The sequence below is a fragment of the Micromonospora sp. NBC_01796 genome, assembly GCF_035917455.1.
GTDB lineage: Bacteria > Actinomycetota > Actinomycetes > Mycobacteriales > Micromonosporaceae > Micromonospora_G.
Genome location: NZ_CP109078.1, coordinates 2,168,111 through 2,190,259 on the forward strand (window position 1 = coordinate 2,168,111; position 22,149 = coordinate 2,190,259).

At 62.3% G+C, this 22,149-nt stretch carries 12 protein-coding genes and 1 tRNA gene; 5 read left to right on the forward strand and 8 right to left on the reverse strand.

The window, feature by feature from the left end; all coding sequences use genetic code 11:
* Position 1: 1 nt before the first annotated feature.
* Together OIE47_RS09980 and OIE47_RS09985 are read right to left on the reverse strand one after the other, a co-directional pair.
* Positions 2 to 829, reverse strand: coding sequence for an ABC transporter permease (locus OIE47_RS09980; protein ID WP_326561210.1), 828 nt, complete (start codon positions 827 to 829; stop codon positions 2 to 4).
* Positions 826 to 1,842 carry an ATP-binding cassette domain-containing protein gene (locus tag OIE47_RS09985; RefSeq protein ID WP_326561211.1) on the reverse strand — a complete coding sequence of 339 codons (1,017 nt, stop codon included), beginning with the start codon at positions 1,840 to 1,842 and terminating at the stop codon, positions 826 to 828. Before OIE47_RS09985 ends, OIE47_RS09980 begins: the two co-directional genes overlap by 4 nt.
* 758 nt (positions 1,843 to 2,600) lie before the next feature.
* Between OIE47_RS09985 and OIE47_RS09990 the strand changes: the two genes are divergently transcribed.
* From OIE47_RS09990 to OIE47_RS10000, 3 genes are all read left to right on the forward strand, one after another.
* Positions 2,601 to 3,929: a hypothetical protein gene (locus tag OIE47_RS09990; RefSeq protein ID WP_326561212.1), complete on the forward strand. Its 1,329-nt coding sequence runs from the start codon at positions 2,601 to 2,603 to the stop codon at positions 3,927 to 3,929.
* Between the two features lie 164 nt (positions 3,930 to 4,093).
* On the forward strand, positions 4,094 to 4,483 hold the full coding sequence (locus tag OIE47_RS09995) for a hypothetical protein (RefSeq protein WP_326561213.1): 390 nt from the start codon (positions 4,094 to 4,096) through the stop codon (positions 4,481 to 4,483).
* Positions 4,484 to 4,715: 232 nt separating this feature from the next.
* Positions 4,716 to 5,132 (forward strand): hypothetical protein, encoded by a 417-nt coding sequence (locus OIE47_RS10000; protein ID WP_326561214.1) that lies wholly within the window; start codon positions 4,716 to 4,718, stop codon positions 5,130 to 5,132.
* Positions 5,133 to 5,566: 434 nt separating this feature from the next.
* Here the strand turns inward: OIE47_RS10000 and OIE47_RS10005 are convergent.
* From OIE47_RS10005 to OIE47_RS10030, 6 genes are all read right to left on the reverse strand, one after another.
* Positions 5,567 to 5,639: transfer RNA gene (locus OIE47_RS10005), tRNA-Arg, on the reverse strand.
* A gap of 1,091 nt (positions 5,640 to 6,730) precedes the next feature.
* Positions 6,731 to 6,880: a hypothetical protein gene (locus tag OIE47_RS10010; protein ID WP_326561215.1), complete on the reverse strand. Its 150-nt coding sequence runs from the start codon at positions 6,878 to 6,880 to the stop codon at positions 6,731 to 6,733.
* A 96-nt stretch (positions 6,881 to 6,976) separates the two neighbouring features.
* The gene (locus OIE47_RS10015) at positions 6,977 to 8,089 is read right to left on the reverse strand and encodes a hypothetical protein (RefSeq protein WP_326561216.1); all 1,113 of its coding nucleotides are present in this window, start codon (positions 8,087 to 8,089) and stop codon (positions 6,977 to 6,979) included.
* Entirely contained in the window at positions 8,086 to 8,601 is a 516-nt protein-coding gene (locus tag OIE47_RS10020; RefSeq protein WP_326561217.1) for a DUF4365 domain-containing protein, read from the reverse strand. Before OIE47_RS10020 ends, OIE47_RS10015 begins: the two co-directional genes overlap by 4 nt.
* A 501-nt stretch (positions 8,602 to 9,102) precedes the next feature.
* Positions 9,103 to 9,228 (reverse strand): hypothetical protein, encoded by a 126-nt coding sequence (locus OIE47_RS10025; protein ID WP_326561218.1) that lies wholly within the window; start codon positions 9,226 to 9,228, stop codon positions 9,103 to 9,105.
* Positions 9,229 to 9,863: 635 nt separating this feature from the next.
* Positions 9,864 to 10,979 carry an IS256 family transposase gene (locus tag OIE47_RS10030; protein ID WP_326561219.1) on the reverse strand — a complete coding sequence of 372 codons (1,116 nt, stop codon included), beginning with the start codon at positions 10,977 to 10,979 and terminating at the stop codon, positions 9,864 to 9,866.
* A gap of 1,114 nt (positions 10,980 to 12,093) precedes the next feature.
* On the opposite strand from OIE47_RS10030, the gene OIE47_RS10035 reads away from it, so the two are divergent.
* Positions 12,094 to 14,961, forward strand: coding sequence for a hypothetical protein (locus tag OIE47_RS10035; RefSeq protein WP_326561220.1), 2,868 nt, complete (start codon positions 12,094 to 12,096; stop codon positions 14,959 to 14,961).
* Between the two features lie 1,086 nt (positions 14,962 to 16,047).
* A complete protein-coding gene (locus OIE47_RS10040) occupies positions 16,048 to 21,606 on the forward strand; it encodes a DEAD/DEAH box helicase (protein WP_326561221.1) in 5,559 nt (1,852 codons plus the stop codon).
* Positions 21,607 to 22,149 lie beyond the last annotated feature (543 nt).

Genomic DNA, 22,149 nt, shown 5'->3' on the forward strand with positions numbered 1-22,149 from the left:
CTCAGACCTTCTTCCGGTACGCCCGCAGCGCCAGCGGCATGAACACCGCGACGAACCCGGCACACCAGGCGAGGGTCCACCACACGTGCGAGCCGACCGGGGTGCCGAGGAACAGTCCGCGTACCGCGTCCACCAGGTGCGTCATCGGGTTGACCTTGACGAACGCCTGCATCCAGCCGGGCAGGGTGTTGGCGTCGACGAACACGTTGGAGGCGAAACTCAGCGGCATGATCAGGGCGAACATCAGACCCTGTACGGCACCCGGTGTGCGTACCTTCATCGAGACGAACACCGGAAGCCAGCTCAGGCAGAGCGCGAACAGCACCGCGAGCAGGCACCCCGCGATCGCGCTCAACGGGTCGGAGTCGATCCGGAAGCCGAGCAGGTAGCCGATCGCGAGAGTCGAGATCGTGACGATCACGTACCGGACGACGTCGCCGAGGACCGCACCGACGAGCGGCGCCGAGCGCGGGATCGGCAACGACCGGAACCGGTCGAAGATGCCCTTGGCGATGTCGGTGTTGAGGTTGACGCCGATCGCGATCGCACCGGTCGCGATCGTCTGCGCCAGGATGCCGGGGAGCAGGAACTGCAGGTAGTCGTGGGTCGATCCGGCGACCGCCCCGCCGAAAATATAGACGAAGATGATGAGGAACAGCACCGGCTGCAGCGTGACGTCGATGAGGGCCTCGGGCGTACGCCAGGTCTTGATCAGGCTGCGCTTGGCGAGCGCCAGTGAGTGCCGGACGAGCGGGAACGGTCGCGGGTTCGGGGCCACCGCCGAGAGTGCGCCGCCGGTTGTCGGGCGTACGCCGACCATGGTGCTCATGCCACGACCTCCTTGGTCTTCGTGATGTTGCCGGTCCCGGTGGGGTCGTCGGTCCTGGTGGTGTCGTCCTCGGAGGCGGTCCGGCCGGTAAGGGTGAAGAAGACCTCGTCCAGGCTCGGCAGGTGCAGGGACAGTTCGGTGACCGCGATACCGGCGGTGGCGAACCGCGCGACGCTCTCGGTCAGGGCCGCGTCGTCGGCGACCGGGACCGCGAGCACGCCCTTGCGGATCTCGTCGGCCTGCGCCCCGGACGACACCTCGGACAGGATCGACGCGGTCCGGGCCAGGTTCGCCGGATCCGACGGCCGGACCTCGAGCGTCTGGCCACCGACGACCCGCTTGAGCCCCTCGGGTGTGTCGTACGCGATCACCCGGCCGTGGTCGATGACCGTGATCGCGTCCGCGAGCGCGTCCGCCTCCTCCAGGTACTGGGTGGTGAGCAGCACGGTCGCCCCGTTCGTGACCAGCGACCGGACGACGTCCCACATGTCCTCGCGCTTGGCCGGGTCGAGTCCCGTCGTCGGCTCGTCCAGGAAGATCACGTCCGGGGAGCCGACGAGGCTCGCGGCCAGGTCCAGCCGCCGCCGCATGCCCCCGGAGTACGTTTTGGCCTGCCGGTTGGCCGCCTCGGTGAGATCGAACCATTCGAGCAGTTCGGCGGCCCGCCGTCGGGATCCCGCGCGGCCCAGTTCGAGCAGTGTGCCGAACAGTTCCAGGTTCTGCCGGCCGGTCAGGTCCTCGTCCACGGAGGCGTACTGGCCGGTCAGACCGATCGCCTGCCGGACCCGCCCCGCGTCGCGTACGACGTCGAACCCGCTGATCCTGGCCGTGCCGGCGTCCGGGGTCAGGAGCGTGGAGAGGATCCGTACCGCCGTGGTCTTGCCGGCACCGTTCGGGCCGAGCACCCCCAGCACCGTCCCCCTCGGTACGGCAAGATCGACGCCTTGTAGCGCCCTCGTCTTCCCGAATTGCTTGACGAGGCCCTCTGCCTCGATCACCAGATCTGCTGTCATGTCACCCAGCGTGCGGGGTGCACCTGACACCGCCCCGACACGACGCCGACATGGGCACCGACATGGAGAGCTTTTCTGTCGCCCAGGTCGGACCGGCCCCGGATTCCCGGCCCCCGATCCCCGGCTCCAGTCCTCCAGTCCCCCGGGCCTCCAGTCCCCCAGGCCTCCGGGCCGGCCGTCGCCGAGAAGGAGCCGCCGTCGGCGGTCTGGGTGGAAATACGTGCTCGGGAACATGAGATCGAATGGCTCGATCGGAAAAATGTGTGACCGGATCAGCGTCTCGAAGGTATACGTCGGTATTCCGAGATCGATGATCGGCAGGTCGTGGAGGTGCGCTATTCGCCTTTCGGGCGGCGCGGCCCATACTGTCGCCGCACCCCGGACAACCAGGTCGCCGCGCCCCGGTCACCATGTCGCCATGTGTCGGTTGCCATTTCGCCGTGCGCAGGTCACCACGAGGACACCGACGGTGGTCGCCACCCGGCTGTCCTTCGTGGCCCGCCCACGATCACGCGGGTGGGCCCCAAGCCGTCCCGGTCAACCGGTTCGGCCGGTGGCGGGGAACTGCGTCCGCCATCCGGATCGCCCGGCGGCAAGGATCTTCGCCCGTACCCCGGGGGCCGAACACACCCGGTCGCCGGCAGGCCCGCGCGATGAGGGCCGGCTTGTCAGTCTCATGCCGCCGCCCCTATTCTCGCGGTTGATTCGGTCAGTGATCTTTACCGTTGCGACACGGCTCAATGATGGGTGGCGGCAGGGTGCGCGTTTCGATCGACCGTGGCTGGGTGCTGCGCTGGGCCCCGGCGGGGCTGGCGCTGGTGTTCGTGCTTCTCCAGTTAATCGGGATGCGCCAAGAGGCCGCATACAACGACTCGTACCGGTACGGCATGCTGACAATGAAGATCCTCGGCGCTTCCGAACAGGAGGCGCACGACGAGTCCATCCAGATGATCTGCAAGCGGGGTGCGCTGGGATACGAACAGGCACGCACGCTGCACCCGGTGCAACTGTTCACGAACCCACCCATGCTCGACAGCTCGTACGCCGACTGTGTCCGGAGCGTCCCCACCGCCGACGACTTCCCCCCGAACTCCCCGCGCTACCAGGCGATCTTCGAAAACCGGTACGGATATCCCCTGATGTCGGCCCCCCTGGCAAAGGTCCTCGGCCTGGAACGGGGAATGTTGCTCACTGCCTGGCTGATTGCCGCCGGAGCCGGACTCATGGTCTTCCTGCTTCTCCGGCTGTTCGGGGCCACCCGTGGGGTGGCACTCATCGGGCAGGTGCTCTTCTACGTACTCCCGGTCGGATACTGGTCGGCCCGAACCCTCGCCGAGGGATCGATGGTGCTGACGACCCTGATCACCATCGCCGGTGCGTGGTTCCTCCTGCAACGGAACATCAAACTCGGACTGGCCCTCGTCGTCGGCGGCCAACTGCTCGGATTCCTGGTCAAGTTCTCGCAGGTCACCATGCTGAGCCTGACCCTGGTCGCGGCCGCAGTCGGCATCTGGCTGTTCGACCGGCAGCGCCGTCACCTCGGAACCGTGGTGCTCGCCATCAACTCGATCCTCGTACTGGCGGTCAGCCTCCTCGTACCCAAAATCCTTGGTTGGCCCGGGTTCAGTGAGTCCCTCCAGGACACGTTCACCGAACACTTCGCCAGTCCCGACGTGGATGTGCCGTGGTACCGGTTCGTCATGTTCAACAAGGCGTACTGGACGTGGTTCGTCCAGGAGCAGGGCAACCGGCCCCTCCTGCTGGTCGCCATCATCGTCGGTGCGGTGGCACTGTGGCGGTGGCAGCGGTCCGTGGCGCTGCTGGTCGTCGCGGCCGGGATGACCGGGATCGCGACCGAGGTCGCCCACCCGATGTGGGGCGAGTTCGACCGCCTCTACACCCCCGTATGGGTGATCGCGGCCATCGGCCTGCCGCTGGTCTGGTCCCTGGCCGAACGGCGACGGGCAGCGACCGGGACAACACCGGTTCCGCGGGTCCCGGCGGAGGACGCGCCGGCCCCCGCCGAGCCCAACCCGGAGCGGGAGGCAGTGACCAGCGGGGCACCGCCCGGACGAACCGAGCTGTAAACGGCTCGGGGCTCAGGGACCCAGCCCGGATCGATCCGGGTTGGGTCGGAGCACGGTGGCCGAGGATGGCCTCGGCGGTCGTCGGAGCGGCGTGGCACTCCTCGGTTCACCCTGTGTCAAACGCGTCGGCGCAGCGCGTCGGAGAGCGGCTCTAGGATCCGCTGATGCGATACCTGACGCGGTCGCTCGCCCTGAGCGCCCTACGGCGCGGCAAGGGGGTCGAGCAGTTTCTGGGCGCTGTTGATGTCGCGGACGTACCGGCGATCCGATGGGTCTCCGTAGATCCATGGAACGCGCATTACAGGGTCTCCATGGACACCGTGCAAGACCCCGATGACGAGAACTTCCAGAACCTCTCCAACCTGATGCCCGTGGACCCGACAGAAGAGGACTACGTCGGAGAGGGCCGAGAGCTGGCACGCGTCGCCGACGAGGCAGAGGCCATCGCGTACGCCGAAAGCCTTGCCGGTGCGCATCCCGATCGCTGGGTCAACTTCGGCATGACAGGTGCGGAGTACGCAGATCTCGTCCGTTCCCGACGCCCCCACGCTTAGGAACGGCACCGTCAGTTCGGAGAACCGTTTCCGACTGTCCGGATACGTCCGTTACGCCTGGTCAACGGTCGGGTAGCGGCGGCCGAAGCGGCATGGCAGTCGATCACTTAGCCGCGAATGCGTGCGGCCACCCTCGCGATCGTCGCGGCATCGCGGCATAGGGCTCGGGATAGGCACCTACCGAGAAAGCCTGCCGTGATCAGACCCCGGACCGGCCAGGTGGGGGGACACCATGGAGCAGGGGGCGGTACGCCGAGACCAACTCCGTCTGAGCCGCATCGCGCCTGTCGCGCTGGTCCTGGCCGTGCTCGCGTCGTGTGCCGGCCCGGTGGTGGTCTTCCGGGCCTACAACATGTGCGATGTCGGCGTGAACGCGACGGCGAACATGGGGCTGATGCTGATGGCGCCGGTGCTGCTCCTCACCCACGTGGTGGCCCTCGCGGTCGGATATACCCTGCTCCGTCGATGGATTGCACCGGGCCGGGCCTGGGTCGCGTCAGCCGTTCTCGTCAGCCTCATTGTGGTCGCCGCCGTCTCGTGGGTGTACTTCGCGCTGGCCGGTTTGCCGCTACAGAACGCCCTGTGCCCGGCCGGCGAGCCTCCATGGTGGCCAGACTGGGTTCCTCCGCGCCATGACGTCTATCCATGATCTTGGCCCGCCGCAGCCGACTGGGCGGCAGATGACGAGCACCGCCAGCAGGCGACACGAGCCGGCTTGTGCCGCGCTCTGATCGCCGTCACAGAGCGCTGCTGCTGCGCGGTTCACTCCTTGGACGTGCCGCTCAAGGCGTACGTGAATTGCATCGACGGAGACTGGATCCAGGTTCAACGAACGGGCGGCCAGGGCACTGTCGGCATGACGATCAGCGGTAGGGTCCGACAGGCCGTGGCTGACGCTGCGGCCTCTCACGTTTGCGCTGTCTGAGCTGCATCAACACTGCCCCACAGAGCTTCAAGATCATTGCACCTGTTTTGCACGACCACCGACAGACGGTGGCTACAGGCGGCCCACGACTGCCTAGGAGTTCAGATCGACCGGTGGGCATTCCTGCTGGTCAGGTGACGTTTTGCTGATCTTCGAGGTGCCCCCGGCAGGATTCGAACCTGCGACACACGGTTTAGGAAACCGATGCTCTATCCCCTGAGCTACGAGGGCGCGAGTCCTCAGGGTACCTGCCTGCGGTCGGTAGGCGTCGACAGGGAGCGGTAGGCGTCGTTAGTCGTCGGTACGCGTCGCGGCGCCGACCGGGGACCCCACGCGGACCCCACGACCCAGCCGATGATCTTGACGCACGGCCCCGCCGTCGAACGGCGGCAGTTGTCGTCAATCCTCGGTAAACGACGGTAATCGCCACGGCTCCCACACCGCTCCCACGCAAGATAGACATTTCACCACGGTAGGACGCGGCGCAGGGGGCGAAATACCAGCCAAATCCGCATCGAACAGCGCGGTCCGCCATCGCGGGTCGCTACGAAGACATACGCATGCACGTGCGGGCGGCAGTACGGCCGAGAACACCGGACCCATGATCAGAAGTTGAGACTGGTAACTCGTCCCTGGATCCGCGGCCCAGTCGATGCCTTCAAAGAGAGGCAAAGTACAGCCCAGGGACGTCTCCGGAGACGAGGTCGATCAGGGCGTTGGCCGAGCACAAGCGGCAGGGCTGTTCGGGTGGCAAAGGTAACGATCGTGAGCTGTTGTTGATCGAGGAGCCCGACGGCCGAGGCGAGCAGGGACGGCGCCTCGGGGTCCAAGGTCGCCGGGTTCCGGGTAGCCCCGCTGGGCGAACAGACTCATCCCACGCCGGTAGGTGTGATCCCGGTACACACCCAGGTCGTACCCGGTAGACAAGCACCTTGAGGCTAATCTCCCAAAGAGGCGTTTGGATTCGTGTAGCCGGTCGAGGTCGAGCCGAGCCGGCAGTTCGTCGGCGAGCACCAGCTGGGTGCGAGAACTCGAAGGCGAAGGTGCCGGCCTCCCGTTCGAGATCCAGTTGCCCGCTTCGGCGTCGTGGCGCACAGCGAATGGCCCAGTTCTCGTGCGCGGCGTCCACGCGGAGCGGGCCTTGTTTTCTTTGGCCGTTGAGGAGGATAAAGGGACGTTGGCCGTACCAGTTGGAGAAGTCGTTGACCCGTTCGGACACGTCGAGCAGCGCCAGGATTACCACCCTGCTCGTGTCGAGCAACCGCACCATGTGAGCCACCGGAGCCTCCCCGGGCCGAACGCCTTCCGGGCGGTCTCGACTTCTACCCGTACGTCATTTGGGCGGCCACGGTCAGCCGAGCCCAGGTGCAGCAACCGCAATTCAGGGACTGCGGGCGCCGCTCACACACCTCGACCACCTGCCAGGCGACCTCACCGAACGCCTTCACCCAGTCCCGCTCAGCCTGAACCACGGTACGGAGGCTGCAGAAATCTCAGTCCAAGGCGCCATGGGGCGCGAGGCGAATAGTGGAAACCGGCCGGCGCAAGGTGAAAGCTGCGAAACCTATTCAGGAGAAAATCTCAAACCCAGCCTCATGCGGGAACAATTCAACCCGACGTTGCGCCAACTCTAACCTGCCCCGAGCACGTACGGTTCGATGCTCACGATGAGCTTCCATTGCCCGGCGGTACTCCGAGGATGTCAACCGCACCCACACGGGCCGACGAGGGTCGATCTCACCGCCCTCCGTAGTCAACTCACCCCGCACCCGTACACGCCAACGGTCACTGCCGGTAGCTTCGTCATGCAAACTCTCGATCACGCCAAGGATCTGAGCCTGGTCGCCAACCGCGAGGCGCTCCAATTGCTTTGCTGCCTCAAATATCGTAATACCAGCACCCTCGGGGAACGCAATAGATGCCGATCCAAGGTAAGACGGAAGCCCCCGCGCCCACCGGAATCCGACCTCAAAAGGTTGCCGCCGCCGCAAGCCCGCGAGGTCACTCAGACCTCGACACAGATTGGCCGAGACCCCTTCGTCAATGGCGTCGTCGAAAACGGAGAAGTCACCACCCGCCTGAACATCCATGGTCGCCGCACGGACGGCTGTGGTTGCCCGGAATAGCCTTACCAAGGTTCGACGGGCGAGCGGCCCACTTTCGCTTCCTATTAAAGATTGAGCAACTTCCCCTACGTCAACACGAAGCGTCAGGAGGTAGCTTCCAGATCTTGACGGCCCGAGTTGTATCTGCTCGATCAGACGACCAACATCGGAGGGGCGACTCCCACTGAACGTAGCACGAACGCCTTCGATTTCGGTTCGTCCGGCTACCTCAAGAATCGTACGCACACCCTGCAGCACTCGCACCCCCGCACTGAGACCAATGTACCCACTGGGCAGACCTTCCGGAAAGGTGCGCACGAATGGCATGTCCGACATTGGTGAAGCGATGTCGTTGGCAATTTCCTCGATTGGCCTATTTTCGACCATAGCGAGTACTTGCAGCAACTCCCATGTGCGTTCGGCCGCATCATCGAGCCCATCACGAGCAGGTACCAATACCTCGTTGCCGCCTGGACCATCCCAAATGGATGCACCTCTCCAGGTCTCGGGACGGCGTTGCCATCCGGTCGAGGCCAAATAGGAGGCCATCTCACTAACGCGCTGGGCGCTAGTCATGGGACACTCCTTTGAACCACCAGTCCCGGATGCAACATTGCCCTCAGCGCCGTAGGTGTCAACACGTTGCGTTTGGGCACCAGGACCCGTCTACGACGGCGGGGATTGGGGTCCTCGATTCGGGGTTCCTGCGCTACTGACGTGAAATAGGCGTGGTGGCGCAACAGCAGGCCGTCGTCAAGTACCTCGGCAAAACGGTTTCGATGTGCAGGCACTACGAGGACCACCAGGAAGCGGGGCATCTGATAGTTGCCGCCGGCAAGCCTGTTGTACTGCTGCTCATTCAGACCGTCGAAATGCCAGACAGTGTCCGAGCCAGCCGGTGTCGACCAAGATTTCACCTGGACGTCTGCCCCCGGCGACGCGACTGCACCGACCTCTCCCGAGTAGCGGACCATCACATCGACGCCGTCGTCGTCGACCACGGCGTGGAGGACGTTGAGGCCCGAGGCCAGCGCAAGAGATCGAATGTAGCTCTCGGCGAATGCGCCCTGATACCTCGAGTCCGGCACGCGGCCCCCCCATCGCCCACAAGCTGCGACCGAAAGCGTACGCGGTGGCATTCGACATGTCAGCACCTCCGGTTCCGACACGAACGAAAGTCGCCCGGATCCCAAGGCTGCGTCTACCGTCACCAGCAGGAACGCCTCCCTACACCCTCGTCACCAGCCACCCAACGCCGGCACAGACCTTCAGTCTGCCCCTGGCGGTTTCTCCGCTTCCCCGACATCGGGCCTCGACCGGTGGGCCCTCAGCCGTTGTCTGGCGGATGGTCGCGTACCGGGCTTTTAGACACACCGCCTCCTTGAGGAGTTCGGCGGACGGCGAGGTCGGTCTCCAACTCGGCGATGCACCTGCCCGGCGACCCACTCGACCTGATCCCTCGAAGCGATCCCCGGCAGCTGCCCAGTGTCGATCAGCTCCTGTCGCCGTCGGTGTAGATCGTCTGATTGCTGATCTGCAGGTCAGGGACCAGGCGCTCCGAAGACCGACTGCTTCGACTGGGGCTTGTATCAAAGTTCATCAGCGCCATCGTTGACCGCTGCGAGGTGGACGGTGGCCTCGCAGCGCACAGAGAGCTTGTCGAAGCGGGTGGCCACAGCGCGATTGCGTTTGAGCCGGTTGATGCCGCCCTCCACGGCGTGCGTTGCTGCTAGATCTCGGGGTCGAAGGCCGGAGGCCAACTGCCCTTCGAGCCCTTGGCGCTGCGGTGGGCGTCGGCAGTTGCGGTCCGTGCTGGTCCGCGGCTGGCTGCGGTCCAGACCGGCACCGGATGTCCCACAGGACCGTAATGAACTGCGGGCTGTCACCGCGCTGTCCAGCGGTGAGCACGATCGATAGTGGCTTCTGGCCCTGCTCGCAACCCAGGTGCAACCGCGTGGTCAACCCACCCTGAGAGCGACTCTGTGCGTGATCTGCTGGTTCGACAACTACCCGCCGGGCAGTTCCGCCTGCAGATCCCCCTTTCGCGCCCCGCGGCGTGCTGTTGAGCCCGAGCGGTGTGGAGGTTTCAGGTGATCCGCCCTGCCGCATCTGTCAGGGCCTGCAGCCTGGTCAGCATCCACGGCCAGGCGCGAGCCCGCTGTCACGAAGGGTCACGTCCGCGCTGGTGGTGTAAGAGACGGCCATCGCGGGATCCGGTTCGATGCTATGCGGTAATCGGGGCGGGGTCGGGCTGGTCGGCGTCGTGTTGGTTGATGTCGATGGTGGTCACGCGGGCTTTGGTGAGGAGTTCCAGGCCCATGTAGCGGTGGCCTCCGGTCCACTCGTCGGTCTACTCGGCCAGGACCGCGCCGACGAGGCGGATGATCGCCGGCCGGCTCGGGAAGATCCCGACGACGTCGGTCCGCCGGCGGATCTCCTTGTTCAGCCGTTCCTGCGGATCGTTCGACCAGACCTGACGCCAGATGTCGCGGGGGAACCCGGTGAAGGCGAGCAGGTCGACGCGAGCGGTGTCGAGGTGCTCGGCCACGGTGGGGAACTTCGCTTCGATCGTGGTCACGACCCGGTCGAACTGGGCGTGGACGGCATCGGCGTCGGGTTGGTCGAAGATCGTGCGTACCAGGGTCGCGATCCAAGGCTGCGCCGACTTCGGCACCTTGGTCAGCAGATTCCGCAGGTAGTGGGTCCTGCACCGCTGGCACGAGGCTCGGGGCAGAGCGGCGCCGATGGCCACGAGACCGGCGTGGGCGTCGGAGATGACCAGACGGACACCGGACAGGCCGCAGGCGGTCAGTGACCGGAGGAACGCCAGCCAGCCGGCGCCGTCCTCGTCGGAGGCGACGTCCAGGCCGAGGACCTCACGTTGACCGTCGGCGTTGACCCCGACGGCGATCAGCACGTGGACGTTGACCGTCCGCCCGTGCTCGCGACCTTCATCGTCAGCGCGTCGGTCCACACGAACGTGTAGTGCGCCGAGTCCAGGGGGCCGGTTGCGGAACGCCTCGACCTGCGCGTCCAGGTGGGCGGCCATCTCCGACACCTGCGACTTCGACAACTGCCGGATCCCGAGCTGCTCGACCAGCTTCTCCACCCGCCTGGTAGACACTCCGAGCAGGTAGGAGGTCGCCACCACCGACGCGAGGGCTTGTTCGGCCCGCCGCCGGTGGGTCAGCAACCAGTCCGGGAAGTACGAACCCTGGCGCAGTTTCGGGACCGCCATGTCAATGCGCCTGCCCAGGGTGTCCCACTCCCGTGCCCGGTAGCCGTTACGGGAGTTCACCCGTTCCTCGCTGCGTTGCCTGTAGCCGGCGCCGCAGATCGCGTCGGCTTCGGCGGACATCAACGCCTGCGCGAACGTCCTGATCATCGTCTGCAACATGTCCGGCGACGCGCCCTCGATCTGCTCGCGCAGCAGGTCAACGGGGTTCACACTCTCTGATGCGGCCATCGCGTTCTCTCTTCCTTCCTCGACTTGGTCGTCTTGAAGGATCGACGCGATGGCCGTCTCTTATCTACGCAACACGCCCATCACGGGGCAAGTCGTACACCACTCCCATGGACGCAGCCCACCGAAGAACAGCACCTACACCGCCGGGCAGGAGCCGTACCGCGCTGGCACGCCCCACCAAGGCGCGCCGACGCATGCCCCAGCGCATCCCATTCGACGCAGCCCGGGAAAGCATCAAGGCCTCGCCAGAACCGGGGCGCGGTTCACACCACAACACCGCTCATGACGTGTGCCAAGCCGAGCCTCTGCCGCGATCGAAACCCAAACCTCGGCGTAACAGCTGCGGGTCAGTTTCGCCGCGGCACCCTGCCTCCTTGGCTGGACTGGACGGATTGATTCACTGGCTCCTCAGTAACACACGCTTCACACCCAGCAGCCCTTAGTACCGAAATGTCGGCTATTGTAGCGTTCTGTTGAAGCGGCAATACCATGTGGCCGCCTAGAACTACAACTACCTCCGGTGCACGGGACGGCTCATGATCGTCATCCGAACAGATCGGGCACTCGCCTCCACTCCCACAGCTATCGCCACCGTAGTCACATCCCCGCTACCCTTTGCGACTGTCCCCCTAGATAGAGAGTTCAGGGAGCTTCGAGATGGCAGTCGGCAGTCGGAGTGGCCAGGCGGGGAGGCAGCTGTGGACGTGTTGATCGCCAGCCGGAACCTTGCCGCACACCGCAGCACCACCGATACAGCTGTGGTCCTCCTGGGCCCGCGCGCCTGGACCCTGCTATCGGTGCCGCAGCCGTCCATCGCGCAGCCGTCAAGCGCCACTGCGCTACTCAGATCCGCGACTCAGGTAGAGGTCAATTCCACGAGGACGGGTCGACTACGACTGGAAGCCGGGGCCCAAAGGCGCTCATCGGGCGCCGATTTCCGCACAGCCATTCTTCACTGGAACCCAATCGAGGGCATAATCCACAAACACGGAGTCCTATGGCCGCCCCGCCTCTCGGCCGCCAATTCCCGGGCGATAGATCGAATGGGAGTCGGTGCGCGACCCCCAACATCGCCCAACAGGGGATGGCACCCGTGTCACTAAGCCAGGCACGAGTGAGCAACGACGGCCTCACCGTTCTTCAGGAACGCCTCGAAGACCACTTTCACGACATTCGCATCCGACGTGATCGGCTCGGGAAGGCCACGCCGCTATTCGCCCTTGAGCACGGACTCTCGGAGATGGAATTGCAGCTCCTGAACTTGGAGGTCCGGGCAGCGGTTCGCAGAGGACCCTTTCCTCATGCGACATGGTTACCTCTCGTGGTTTATGCTGCCGAGATCGGCTACGACTATAGCGGCGACGAGTACTGGGCGACTTTCGAGTCGCGCACACCGGGCTGGACACAACTCGCAGACCGCCACCTCATACGACGCACCTTCCGCCGCTTCAGCGACACCTTCGGCGGCGCTGAACCGAGTGGCACATGGGCGAGTCATTTCTCCATCATCGCCTGGCCGATCACGCACGCGGTGTTGCCGACGGATCTAGGACGCCAGCTCGCGCGGCTTCTGTTTGAATCTCGAACGGCGCTCGATTCGGAGTTGCTGTCCGACCCGCAAAAGCTCGGCGTCAAGCTCGCGGCGAGAGCATGGCATTACTCGTCGCGCTTCCAGAATTTCGCCCAGAACACGAGCTTGCTAGGTCAGGTCGCCGCAGCTCTTCTCGTGGGCGACGAAGAGGAATCCCCGTATCTGACCGACTCGACTCTAAAGCGAATTGTGGCGAAGCTGTCAGGCGAAAGAAAGGCCCTTCGATGGCTCCGGGATGCCAAGGCCACCGCAAGCCGGGTCCGAACTCACGGCTTGCGGTCTCCGGATCGCCACCTAACCCGTGGTGGGCTCCCGCAAAGCCGGCAGCGGCTGCCAGGCGCCAGTGATCCCAAGTTATTCTTACGACGTGAATCTGAAGGCTGGGCTGTTCATCTCGAACTCCCTGACCTGTCGGTCTTGGCAGAGCGTATGCCAGGCATCCAAACTGATCTCGGGCAGTCACGCGCACGCGTGGCGGGTGTACCTGGTCCACCTCTTGCACGCGGCCGAATTCTCTACCCCGGAGAACGACTGCGGCTCAACAGCTGGCCAGCGGACGGGACGCCACTAATTCAACTCGAAAAGGCGTCCGATGCCGCCAATGCGTTATTGGCGGACCAGTGCACGCTGTCTCCTGGGCCGCGACGACTGTTTCGGGTGGTTGACGCGGCACTTGCTGTCGAGGTTCGAGGCAAGGTTGTACGCTCGGGGCTTGCTTATATATTAGTCTCAGACGGTATTCCCTCGACCTCTCTACCCTCATGGGCAACAGCGGTGGATTGCGCAACCCTTGGCATCGAGACCATAAGCCTCGATACTCCCCCGATACTTGAGACAGTTCACATCAAACAGCTAGAACATCTTGGCTTGACAGTCGTAACAGACGTCGAGGTCCGGCCGGCTGGGATCGTTGCCGCTAGCTGGGACGGAGAGGGCTCGGCACAGTGGTTAGCCGGTGAGGATCCCATCGTCGCGGTGCGCTCCACCAGATCGGTCACAGCGTGCATATTCTCAGTGAACCGCGAGCCGCATCTGGTTACCTGGCCAGCGGGCGCCGAAGAGATATTCGTGACCCTCACCCACCTTGGTATCGGAAGCCACGACGTTCAAGTAACTCTACTTGACGCTGATGTCGAAGGGCCCGTCGCCGAAGGAGCCCTAGCTATCCTAGTTCGGGATCCCCAGTCAGGTCCGTCAAGCGGTACATTCCGGGATGGATTGATGATCGCGGCCAACCCTGCGAACCCGACAATTAGCGAAGTCTGGGATGGCCGTGCAGCACTGCGAGTGATCGGTCCCCCGGGGGTTCAAGTATCAATCGGAGTTGCGTTGCGGGACAAAGCCTCGAAGACTCTAAACAGACATGAATTCCGACTTACGATACCCCACGACGCAACCAATGGGATCCGAATCCCAGTGCCGAAGTTGCGTGAAGACGACATGGCGAGCCACTTCTACGACTACGCCGAATCCTGCATTATCACGGCCGAGCATCGAGCCCTAGGAATCGCGAGCATCCTCTGCGAACGCGAATTCTCGCCCCTGAGGTGGGTAATCAGTAGGGATAGAGTCGGCCCCTTAGCCAAGCTCATCAATAATACGGGTACCCTGCCTGCCCTCGAGCGGTATGACTTCGCAGCGCCAGCTCGCCGAGATAGCATGGATACATGGAAAGGAGAACCGCCTCCGCTTCGCTGGTCATCTGGAGGATTGATCCGAGCAGTAGTCGACGAGTTCACTTGTGCTGCCATACTGCCACCGCTCATACGTGACCATACTGACCTCCGGGCAGCCCGTGTGAACCCTCGTGTCCCCGAAGGAACCCGCACGGTCGAAGGCTTGCTGAGGCTGATCAATCTGGCGCGGATGTGGCAATCAGCAACTCTGCCAGCAGACCCGTTCGCCGTTGTTCTACGACAGACCGTCCTCCGGGCCATGACTGTTCGCCTCATGAACCTTATCGCCGGTCAAAGGTGGGCCCACGTCGAAGAGCTCGTTTCCAGGGGTGACGATTATTTCACCTTCCGGGAGCTAGAGCAGGCAGTGGGGGATGAGGTCCACCAACGTTCCCTCGCACACGCAATTGGGGGAGAACAAGCTTATGCCTGGGTGCGGATAGAAACCGAACGGCGCGGGGAAACGTTTGCCCCCTTACTGGTTCCCTATGTTAGGAATACAGCATTTGGTGCCGAAGGCGAGCATCTGGCACAGATTCTTTTACGTCTCTCAAGCGAACCAGGGACGCTGGACAATACGAACGAATTGCGCTCGGCACTAGAACTAGCGATTGTGTCGCCTGTACTTGTGCGTGCCGCCCGATTTATAGTCCTCGCAGTTCACTCTCTCGCCAAAGACGATGACGGAATCTATCAGGGATGGTCATGGCAGTAACGAGGATTGAACCAGATGAGGTGGCCGAGATTTCGCTCCGTACTCTTGGTCTAGAACACGCTGGCGTTGACCTGTCTTCCCCCGAAGCCCGAGCCACAGCACTGCGAAGGGCTGCCTCATTTCTATGTCCAGCAACGGCCCATCGAATAGTCCAGGCCGTATTTCAGGCCACTCAGGGATTACCTGGTTCATCGGACGAAACCAAGACTGAGTTGGAAGAAGCACTCAACAGATTGATCGGGTGCGGCGATATTCTTGAGCTGCCAACTAACGGCGGCCAGGCATCGGAACGACAGATTTTCCTTGGCCCACCGGCCTTCATTCCCCGGGCCTCAGGCGATTTCATACTAGTAGGCACCCGGCCGGATGGAGGAACACTTCTTGATCACGAATTGTCCGCCCTGATCGAATATGACAATCACCTTCGTCGCCTGATCGGGCAGCCGGACTCCGACGCACTCCAAGAAATACTTCTATTGAACGGGCTCATACATCTAGACCCGAAGCAGTGGCTCAAGGCACCGCGTGTCAAAAGCGCAGACGAGTTTGTGCGTGACCACCTACCATATCTACAAGCAGCCGGGCCGGCGGGCGAGATATTAGGGCTTAAGATAGTCGACTCCTCTACGCCAGTCCACTTCTATCGTGGACGATGGCGGTCACCGACGACGGGCGACGACGGGCTATATGTTGCCCGAAGGCCGCAAGCATACGGCGCTGACTTATGGTGCTTCGCTAGCATATCTAACGGGGTTGTCGATAAACTGATTGACCTTCCGACACACATCGCCGTAACACCGGCCGCGGATGAGGCTTGGCGACTCCAGGCTGCCCTCGATGCCCTCGCTGGACGTCCGCAAATCTACGAGGTCAGGGCTGGGATGCGACCAGGCCTATCAGTAATTGACTTCTTTTCCCCATTGCCAAGTTGGTCCCAGCGACGCCTCGATATTCTTGGTACACCACTACTTCGATCACGGGGAGCTCTACTCTCCTACGCTATACGTGAGGATGAGGTCGACGAGGAACTCCTCTTCCTTCAAGAGATGCTGTGGATGAATCGCCTAACTACCAAAGGACGCGCGGATGACAGATACTAATTTGACCATCTCCCAGACGATCAGTGAAATTCGGGGCGCACTTCAGGACTATATCCAGGCTACCTACCACATTGGTCACCCGGCGCTGATTGCTCAACGACGAGAGTTGCTGGAGCAGGAAGGAGTGCTCTTCCGCGCTCCCTATATCGAGAGCACTCCTCGCTTCAAGACGTCGCGCCGGTTTCGCGACCTTCAAATCCCAGCACCTGCAAGGTCTCTATTCGACACCCTCACGGAGACGACAAACGGTGAGGCACCACTTTTGTACGACCCCCCTTACACCCACCAGGCAACGGCTCTGGAAGCTTCGATCAGAGACGGCAAGAGCCTTGTCGTGACTACCGGCACCGGCTCGGGCAAGACCGAATCGTTTCTCCTTCCGATCCTGGCCAAGCTCGCGACCGAAGCTGAGCGCACCCCGAAGTCCTTCGCCACACCTGCGGTTCGGGCACTGCTTCTCTACCCCATGAACGCGCTCGTCAACGATCAACTAGGGCGGCTACGATCTCTCATCGGTAACCCACGAGTAACGGACCAATTCACCGAGTGGGCCGGCAGGCCGGCCCGTTTTGCCCGTTACACCAGTCGCACGTTGTACCCAGGAGTTCGCACAGCCAAGAAGGATCAAGTTCGACTCCGCCCCATTGAGCGATTTTACGTTTCATTGCTTGAACAAGCTGCTGATCCCATCTCACTTGAGGGAGACCGGGCTCGAGATTTGATCGCCAGCCTACGAGCTCGCGGCAAATGGCCAGCAAAACCTGATTTACGTCGCTGGTTCGGCGAGAGCGGGACGCGGTGGCAACGCCGTGACGGTGAGTTTGTCCGGGCAAACCTGCTTCCTGAGGACCCCGAACTGCTCACCCGACACGAGGTACTGAAGAACCCGCCTGATCTCCTCGTCACTAACTATTCAATGCTTGAGTACATGCTGATGCGTCCCTTAGAAAGGCCAATTTTCGACGCGACTCGCGAATGGCTTACTAATAACCCCAGTGAACGGCTCCTGCTAGTCGTCGATGAGGCGCACCTGTACCGAGGCGCGGCTGGTGCCGAGGTTGGGCTTCTACTGCGGCGGCTACGTGCCCGTTTGGATATCACGGCCGACCGGCTACAGGTGATCTGTACCAGTGCCAGCTTCAGCGATCAGGCGCACGCACGGGTCTTCGCTGCTCAACTTGTTGGTAAGCGCTCCGATGACTTTCAAACCATAAATGGCTCGCTTGCACTCCGCAGTAATCAAACGGAGGGATCGGAGGCCGATGCGCAGTCACTGGCCTCCGTAGACTTGGACCGATTCTATGCATCGGAGGACGACCACGGCCGTCTGGAAGCCGCTCATAGTTTCCTGGCCTACCGTCATGTGGACGACGAAACAGCTGACATCGGACGTGCACTATACGAGGCATTGAATGACTTCCCCCCGATGAGCCTTCTGGTTAACCTCACGATGAACGAGGCCATGCCGCTTGAAGAGCTCGGGTCCAGGATATTCGCCACGTCGGCCGCGGACCTAGCCGACCAAGCCGTCACAGCGCTGATTGCTCTAGGCAGCACCGCACGACGGTCTAGCAACGAATCCGGGCTCCTTCCATGCCGAATCCATGCGTTCTTCCGCGGCCTGCCCGGCCTGTGGGCGTGTGCAGATCAGAACTGTTCTGCCCGAGCAGAGAGACATCGCGGTAGCCCCGTCGGTGCTCTCTACTCCCAACCAAGGGCTGTGTGTTCTTGCGGGGCCTGCGTGTTCGAGCTGTACACATGCCGCAACTGCGGATCGGCTTACGCCCGCGCCTATACGGACGACCTCCAAAGCCCCCGCTTCCTCTGGAACGAGCCGGGCGGAGAATTCGTCTCGGCGGCGAGCCAAGTTAAGGAGCTATTTCCCATAGATCTCCTTTTGGAGGAGCCGACCGGCCTGGTCGAGCCAGCAGAGTTGGACCTCACAACCGGTCGCCTCAATCCAATGACTCTTGGGGACCGAACCCGGCAGGTCTTCATTTCTCGCAGCCGATCCGGAGAAGCCGTGGGAGATAACGACGACGAGCTGATTAGCGCCACAGCGAGCGGCGAGTTCAAACCGTGCGGCGTCTGCGGCACAACCGCCGGCTACGGCCGGTCGTCAGTACAGGACCATCAAACGAAGGGTGACCAGCCCTTCCAAGCTCTCGTCACTCGCCAAATTGAGGTTCAACCGCAGGGAACTCAACCCTATTCCGACTTCGCGCCTCTACGCGGCCGTAAGGTGCTCGCCTTTTCAGACTCGCGCCAAACCGCCGCTCGGCTTGCGCCGAACCTGCAGACCTACTCAATGCGCGGGGTACTCCGGCCGCTGATCCTTAAGGGATGGCACGAGCTTAACAACATTGATATGTTAGCCCCGTCACTAAGTCTCGAACAACTTTACCTCGCGGTGCTCGTCGGTGCCCGCCGATTGAACGTACGGTTGAGGCCGGAGTTGAAAGGAACTGAGTCTCTAGACGTTATACGCGAGGTTGCTGCTGTCCTCGAACGCAATGCACTACATGACCCGTCCGAACTTTTTCAACTGCTCAAGCTCGGTTCTGCACCACCACCTCAATCCTTGCTGCAAGGAATGGTTACTACTCTCACTGATCGTTATTATGGGCTGCAATCCCTCGGTCTCGCGTCGCTTCGCGAACAGCAGACGCTACAAAACCAGATTCAAGGGCTACCAGCCGTCCCTGGATTAGCGACGACCGATTCAGAGAAGTTGGCACTCGCCCGTGCATGGCTGTCTCAATGGGCAAGCCCTACCGCCGGTATCTGGTTCCAGAACATGAATCCTGGCTGGTGGCAGACGGCCAAGGGAGTCAGGCCACACTCCGGCAAGTTCCGCCTTCTAGATAGGTGGGTAGCAGGCCGAGAGGCCAAGAAGGTATTTGAGGCAAAGTGGCTACCAACGCTACTCAACCTCTTTTGCGAGTCTGTCGCCCCCAGGAAGTACCGAATGCGGGCAGGAAGCCTAGCACTCGACTTGTCTCTAGAGTGGGGTTACTGTCAGGCATGTCGGACAACTCAGCGCCCATTTCCCGGGTCACCAAAATGCATCGCGTGTGGACGCGACAGCGTAACCGTGATCGATCCGAATACCGATGCGGCCTTCACCGCACGGAAGGGCTACTATCGTGCTAGTTCCGTGTTGGCACTCGGCGATCGACCACAACCGCCAGTAGCGATCATCGCAGGTGAGCACACAGCCCAATTGAACGCTTCACAGTCCGACGAAGTCTTTTCAAAGGGAGAAGAACACGAACTGCTTTTCCAAGACGTCGATCCTGGCGTACCCAGTCCGGGTGAACAGCCGCGCGCGGCGATTGACGTCCTGTCGTGCACCACGACTATGGAAGTGGGCATCGACATTGGGACGCTCTCCGGGGTCGCCCTACGTAACATGCCGCCATCCCGGGCGAGCTACCAGCAGCGCGCCGGCCGTGCCGGCCGCCGAGGCAACGCTGTTGCAACTGTTATCGCCTTCGGTAGCGCCGACAGCCACGACGAGCATTACTTTGCCGAGCCTGACGCCATGATCCGCGGCGCGGTCGTTGATCCCGTCCTAACCCTCGATAACACCGAGATTACGAGACGACATGTCACGGCCTTCCTGTTTCAGAGGTACCACCAGGCCCGACTTCCCATGATTCAGCCCGAGGATCAACCTCAACTGTTTGAGGTACTCGGCACCGTGGCCGACTTCGCCGACGCCAACTCACTGCTGAATCGCCAAGACTTCGAGGCCTGGCTGCGGCAAAGGGAGCCATTGCTCGTCGATGAGATCGGTCGCTGGTTGCCGATGGAGCTCTCCAGAGATGGGCGCGAGGAGCTACTCGAGAAGCTCGTCGAGGAAACGCTCAGATCAGTGGACGGCGCCATCGGCGATCCCGCCTCTACTCTCAGTGGATCCCGGCCAAGTTCGAATGATGGTCGAGCCGAGGGCGAGCCAGAGGTCGTCGAGGGTCAACCCGAAACAGGTGACGAGCGAGTGGATCCTCGCTCGGCTGTCGAGAATCTCCTTGACCGTCTGCTCTACAAGGGGGTTTTACCACGTTACGCCTTTCCCACTGATGTGGTCTCGTTCCATGTATTTGACCGGGACCGTTCAACGCGATTCCGCGCAGAGTATCGGTACGCCCCGAGCCAAGGCCTGCCGATCGCCCTAACACAATACGCACCTGGCAAGGAGGTATGGATCGACGGAAAGCTGTGGACATCCGGAGCTTTATACTCTCCTCTGTCTAGTGATCGTTTCCGTGCATGGAGGGAACGCCGCCTCTATTTCGAGTGCACCCTTTGCCACTACGCCATGACGGCGAGCTACGATGAGGCAGACCGAAATGAGCGGCGCACGTGCCCAGCATGCGGCTCTGCGGCTACGTTCGAGGCAGCAAAGAACTGGATTCGTCCACCAGGATTCGCGCACTCCCAAGAACTTGAAGAGGGCACCTCGCCGGACGATCAACCGGCCCGCAGCTATGCGACTAGGGCAAAATTGATTGCTCGCGGACCGAGCGATGCTGATAGTTGGGAGCCAATCACTCCACGCATTCGCCAATTTTACGAGCGAAATCACCTACTAGTAACAAACACCGGTCCGAGGCGCGAGGGCTACACCTACTGCACGCTCTGTGGAAGGATCGAACCCACCGCCATTCCAACTGGCAGCGTCACGCGTACTCACCCAAAGCCCTACCCCGACGCCAAAGAGCCAGTCTGTCCAGCTACGGCGTCGACCCGAGGACTGGTTCTTGGCACTGACTTCATATCTGACGTGCTGCTTGTCTCTCTACGAGTTGAAGCTCCACTCACACTGCGTCCCGGTCTGCTCGCGACTGAGGTAGCATTACGAACTGTCTCCGAGGCCATCACGATCGCTGCCACGCAGTGGTTGCAGATTGAATCGGGGGAACTTCAGGCCGAATACAGGCCGGCGCTAAGCCAAGGCGGCCATGCGGGGCTCGAGGCGGAAATCTATCTCTATGACACATTAGCGGGCGGTGCTGGTTTCGCTCGCCGTGTCGGCGGATTAGGAAGGGTGGTCTTCGAAGAAGCGATTCGTCTCCTCGAGGGGTGTCCCGCCAACTGCGAAACGTCCTGCTATCGATGCCTGCGCAGCTTCAAGAACCGTTTCGAACATCGCCTGCTGGATCGGCACCTCGGCGCCATGCTATTGCGGTACGTAGTCCGGGGTCAGGCACCCACACTCGACAAAGCGCGGATAGATTCAGCCGCCGATCGTCTATTCGAAGATCTCTGCCGGCAGGGCCTTGTTGATGTTGATGTCAGGCGTCACGCAACTATCGATCTCACCGGAATCGGTCTGATCGAAGCTCCGATACTCGTCCGGTCGGGCGGGCGTGAGTTGATCGTTGGCATCCATGGTCCACTGACGCCAGGACACGCCGCCGACGATAAGCTACGCAGGCTCAATGAGCACGAAGATCTTTCGAACGTGATCCTGATTGACGAGCTCGTCGTCTATCGCAACCTGCCGCACGCGAGCCGTCAGGTGATGGACGCAATCTCTTGAGAATATTTCGGTTCAGTTGATCTAGCGGCCGGTGCCTCGGCAACGTGGTGGCCGGTGTCCGGCTTGAGTTGGACGATGTAGCCGCGCCCTGAGTGGAGGTAGAGCGGGCATGACCGTTCGGAAGATCATCAAAGTTGTCCCGCCCTGTTGATCTATTCGAAATGAGTTATGCCCGCTCTGCCATCTTCGCTGATTCCATCGTTTTCGAACCCCACCTGCCGGCGTACGGGTCCATTTCCCCAGGTGGGTACCATTACATGGTCAGTTCACGGCCTGCCGGTGAGCTCATCCGCGTCCCATGCATACGGCTTTGCCCGGTATGAACTGGGCGGTGCGTGGCGATGATTCCGCAGCCGGAGCAGTGGTTGGAGTTGCGCTCGTTCCGTGCGCTGCGTGGCGCTGGGCTGAGTCTGTCGCAGAGCGCTAGGGAGACCGGCCTGGACCGGAAGACGGTGCGGGAAATATCTGGCGCATGGTGCGCCGCCCGCCTCCAGGGACTGCAAAAACACGAACACCTCTGTCTCACGTTCCGTGGTGACGAAG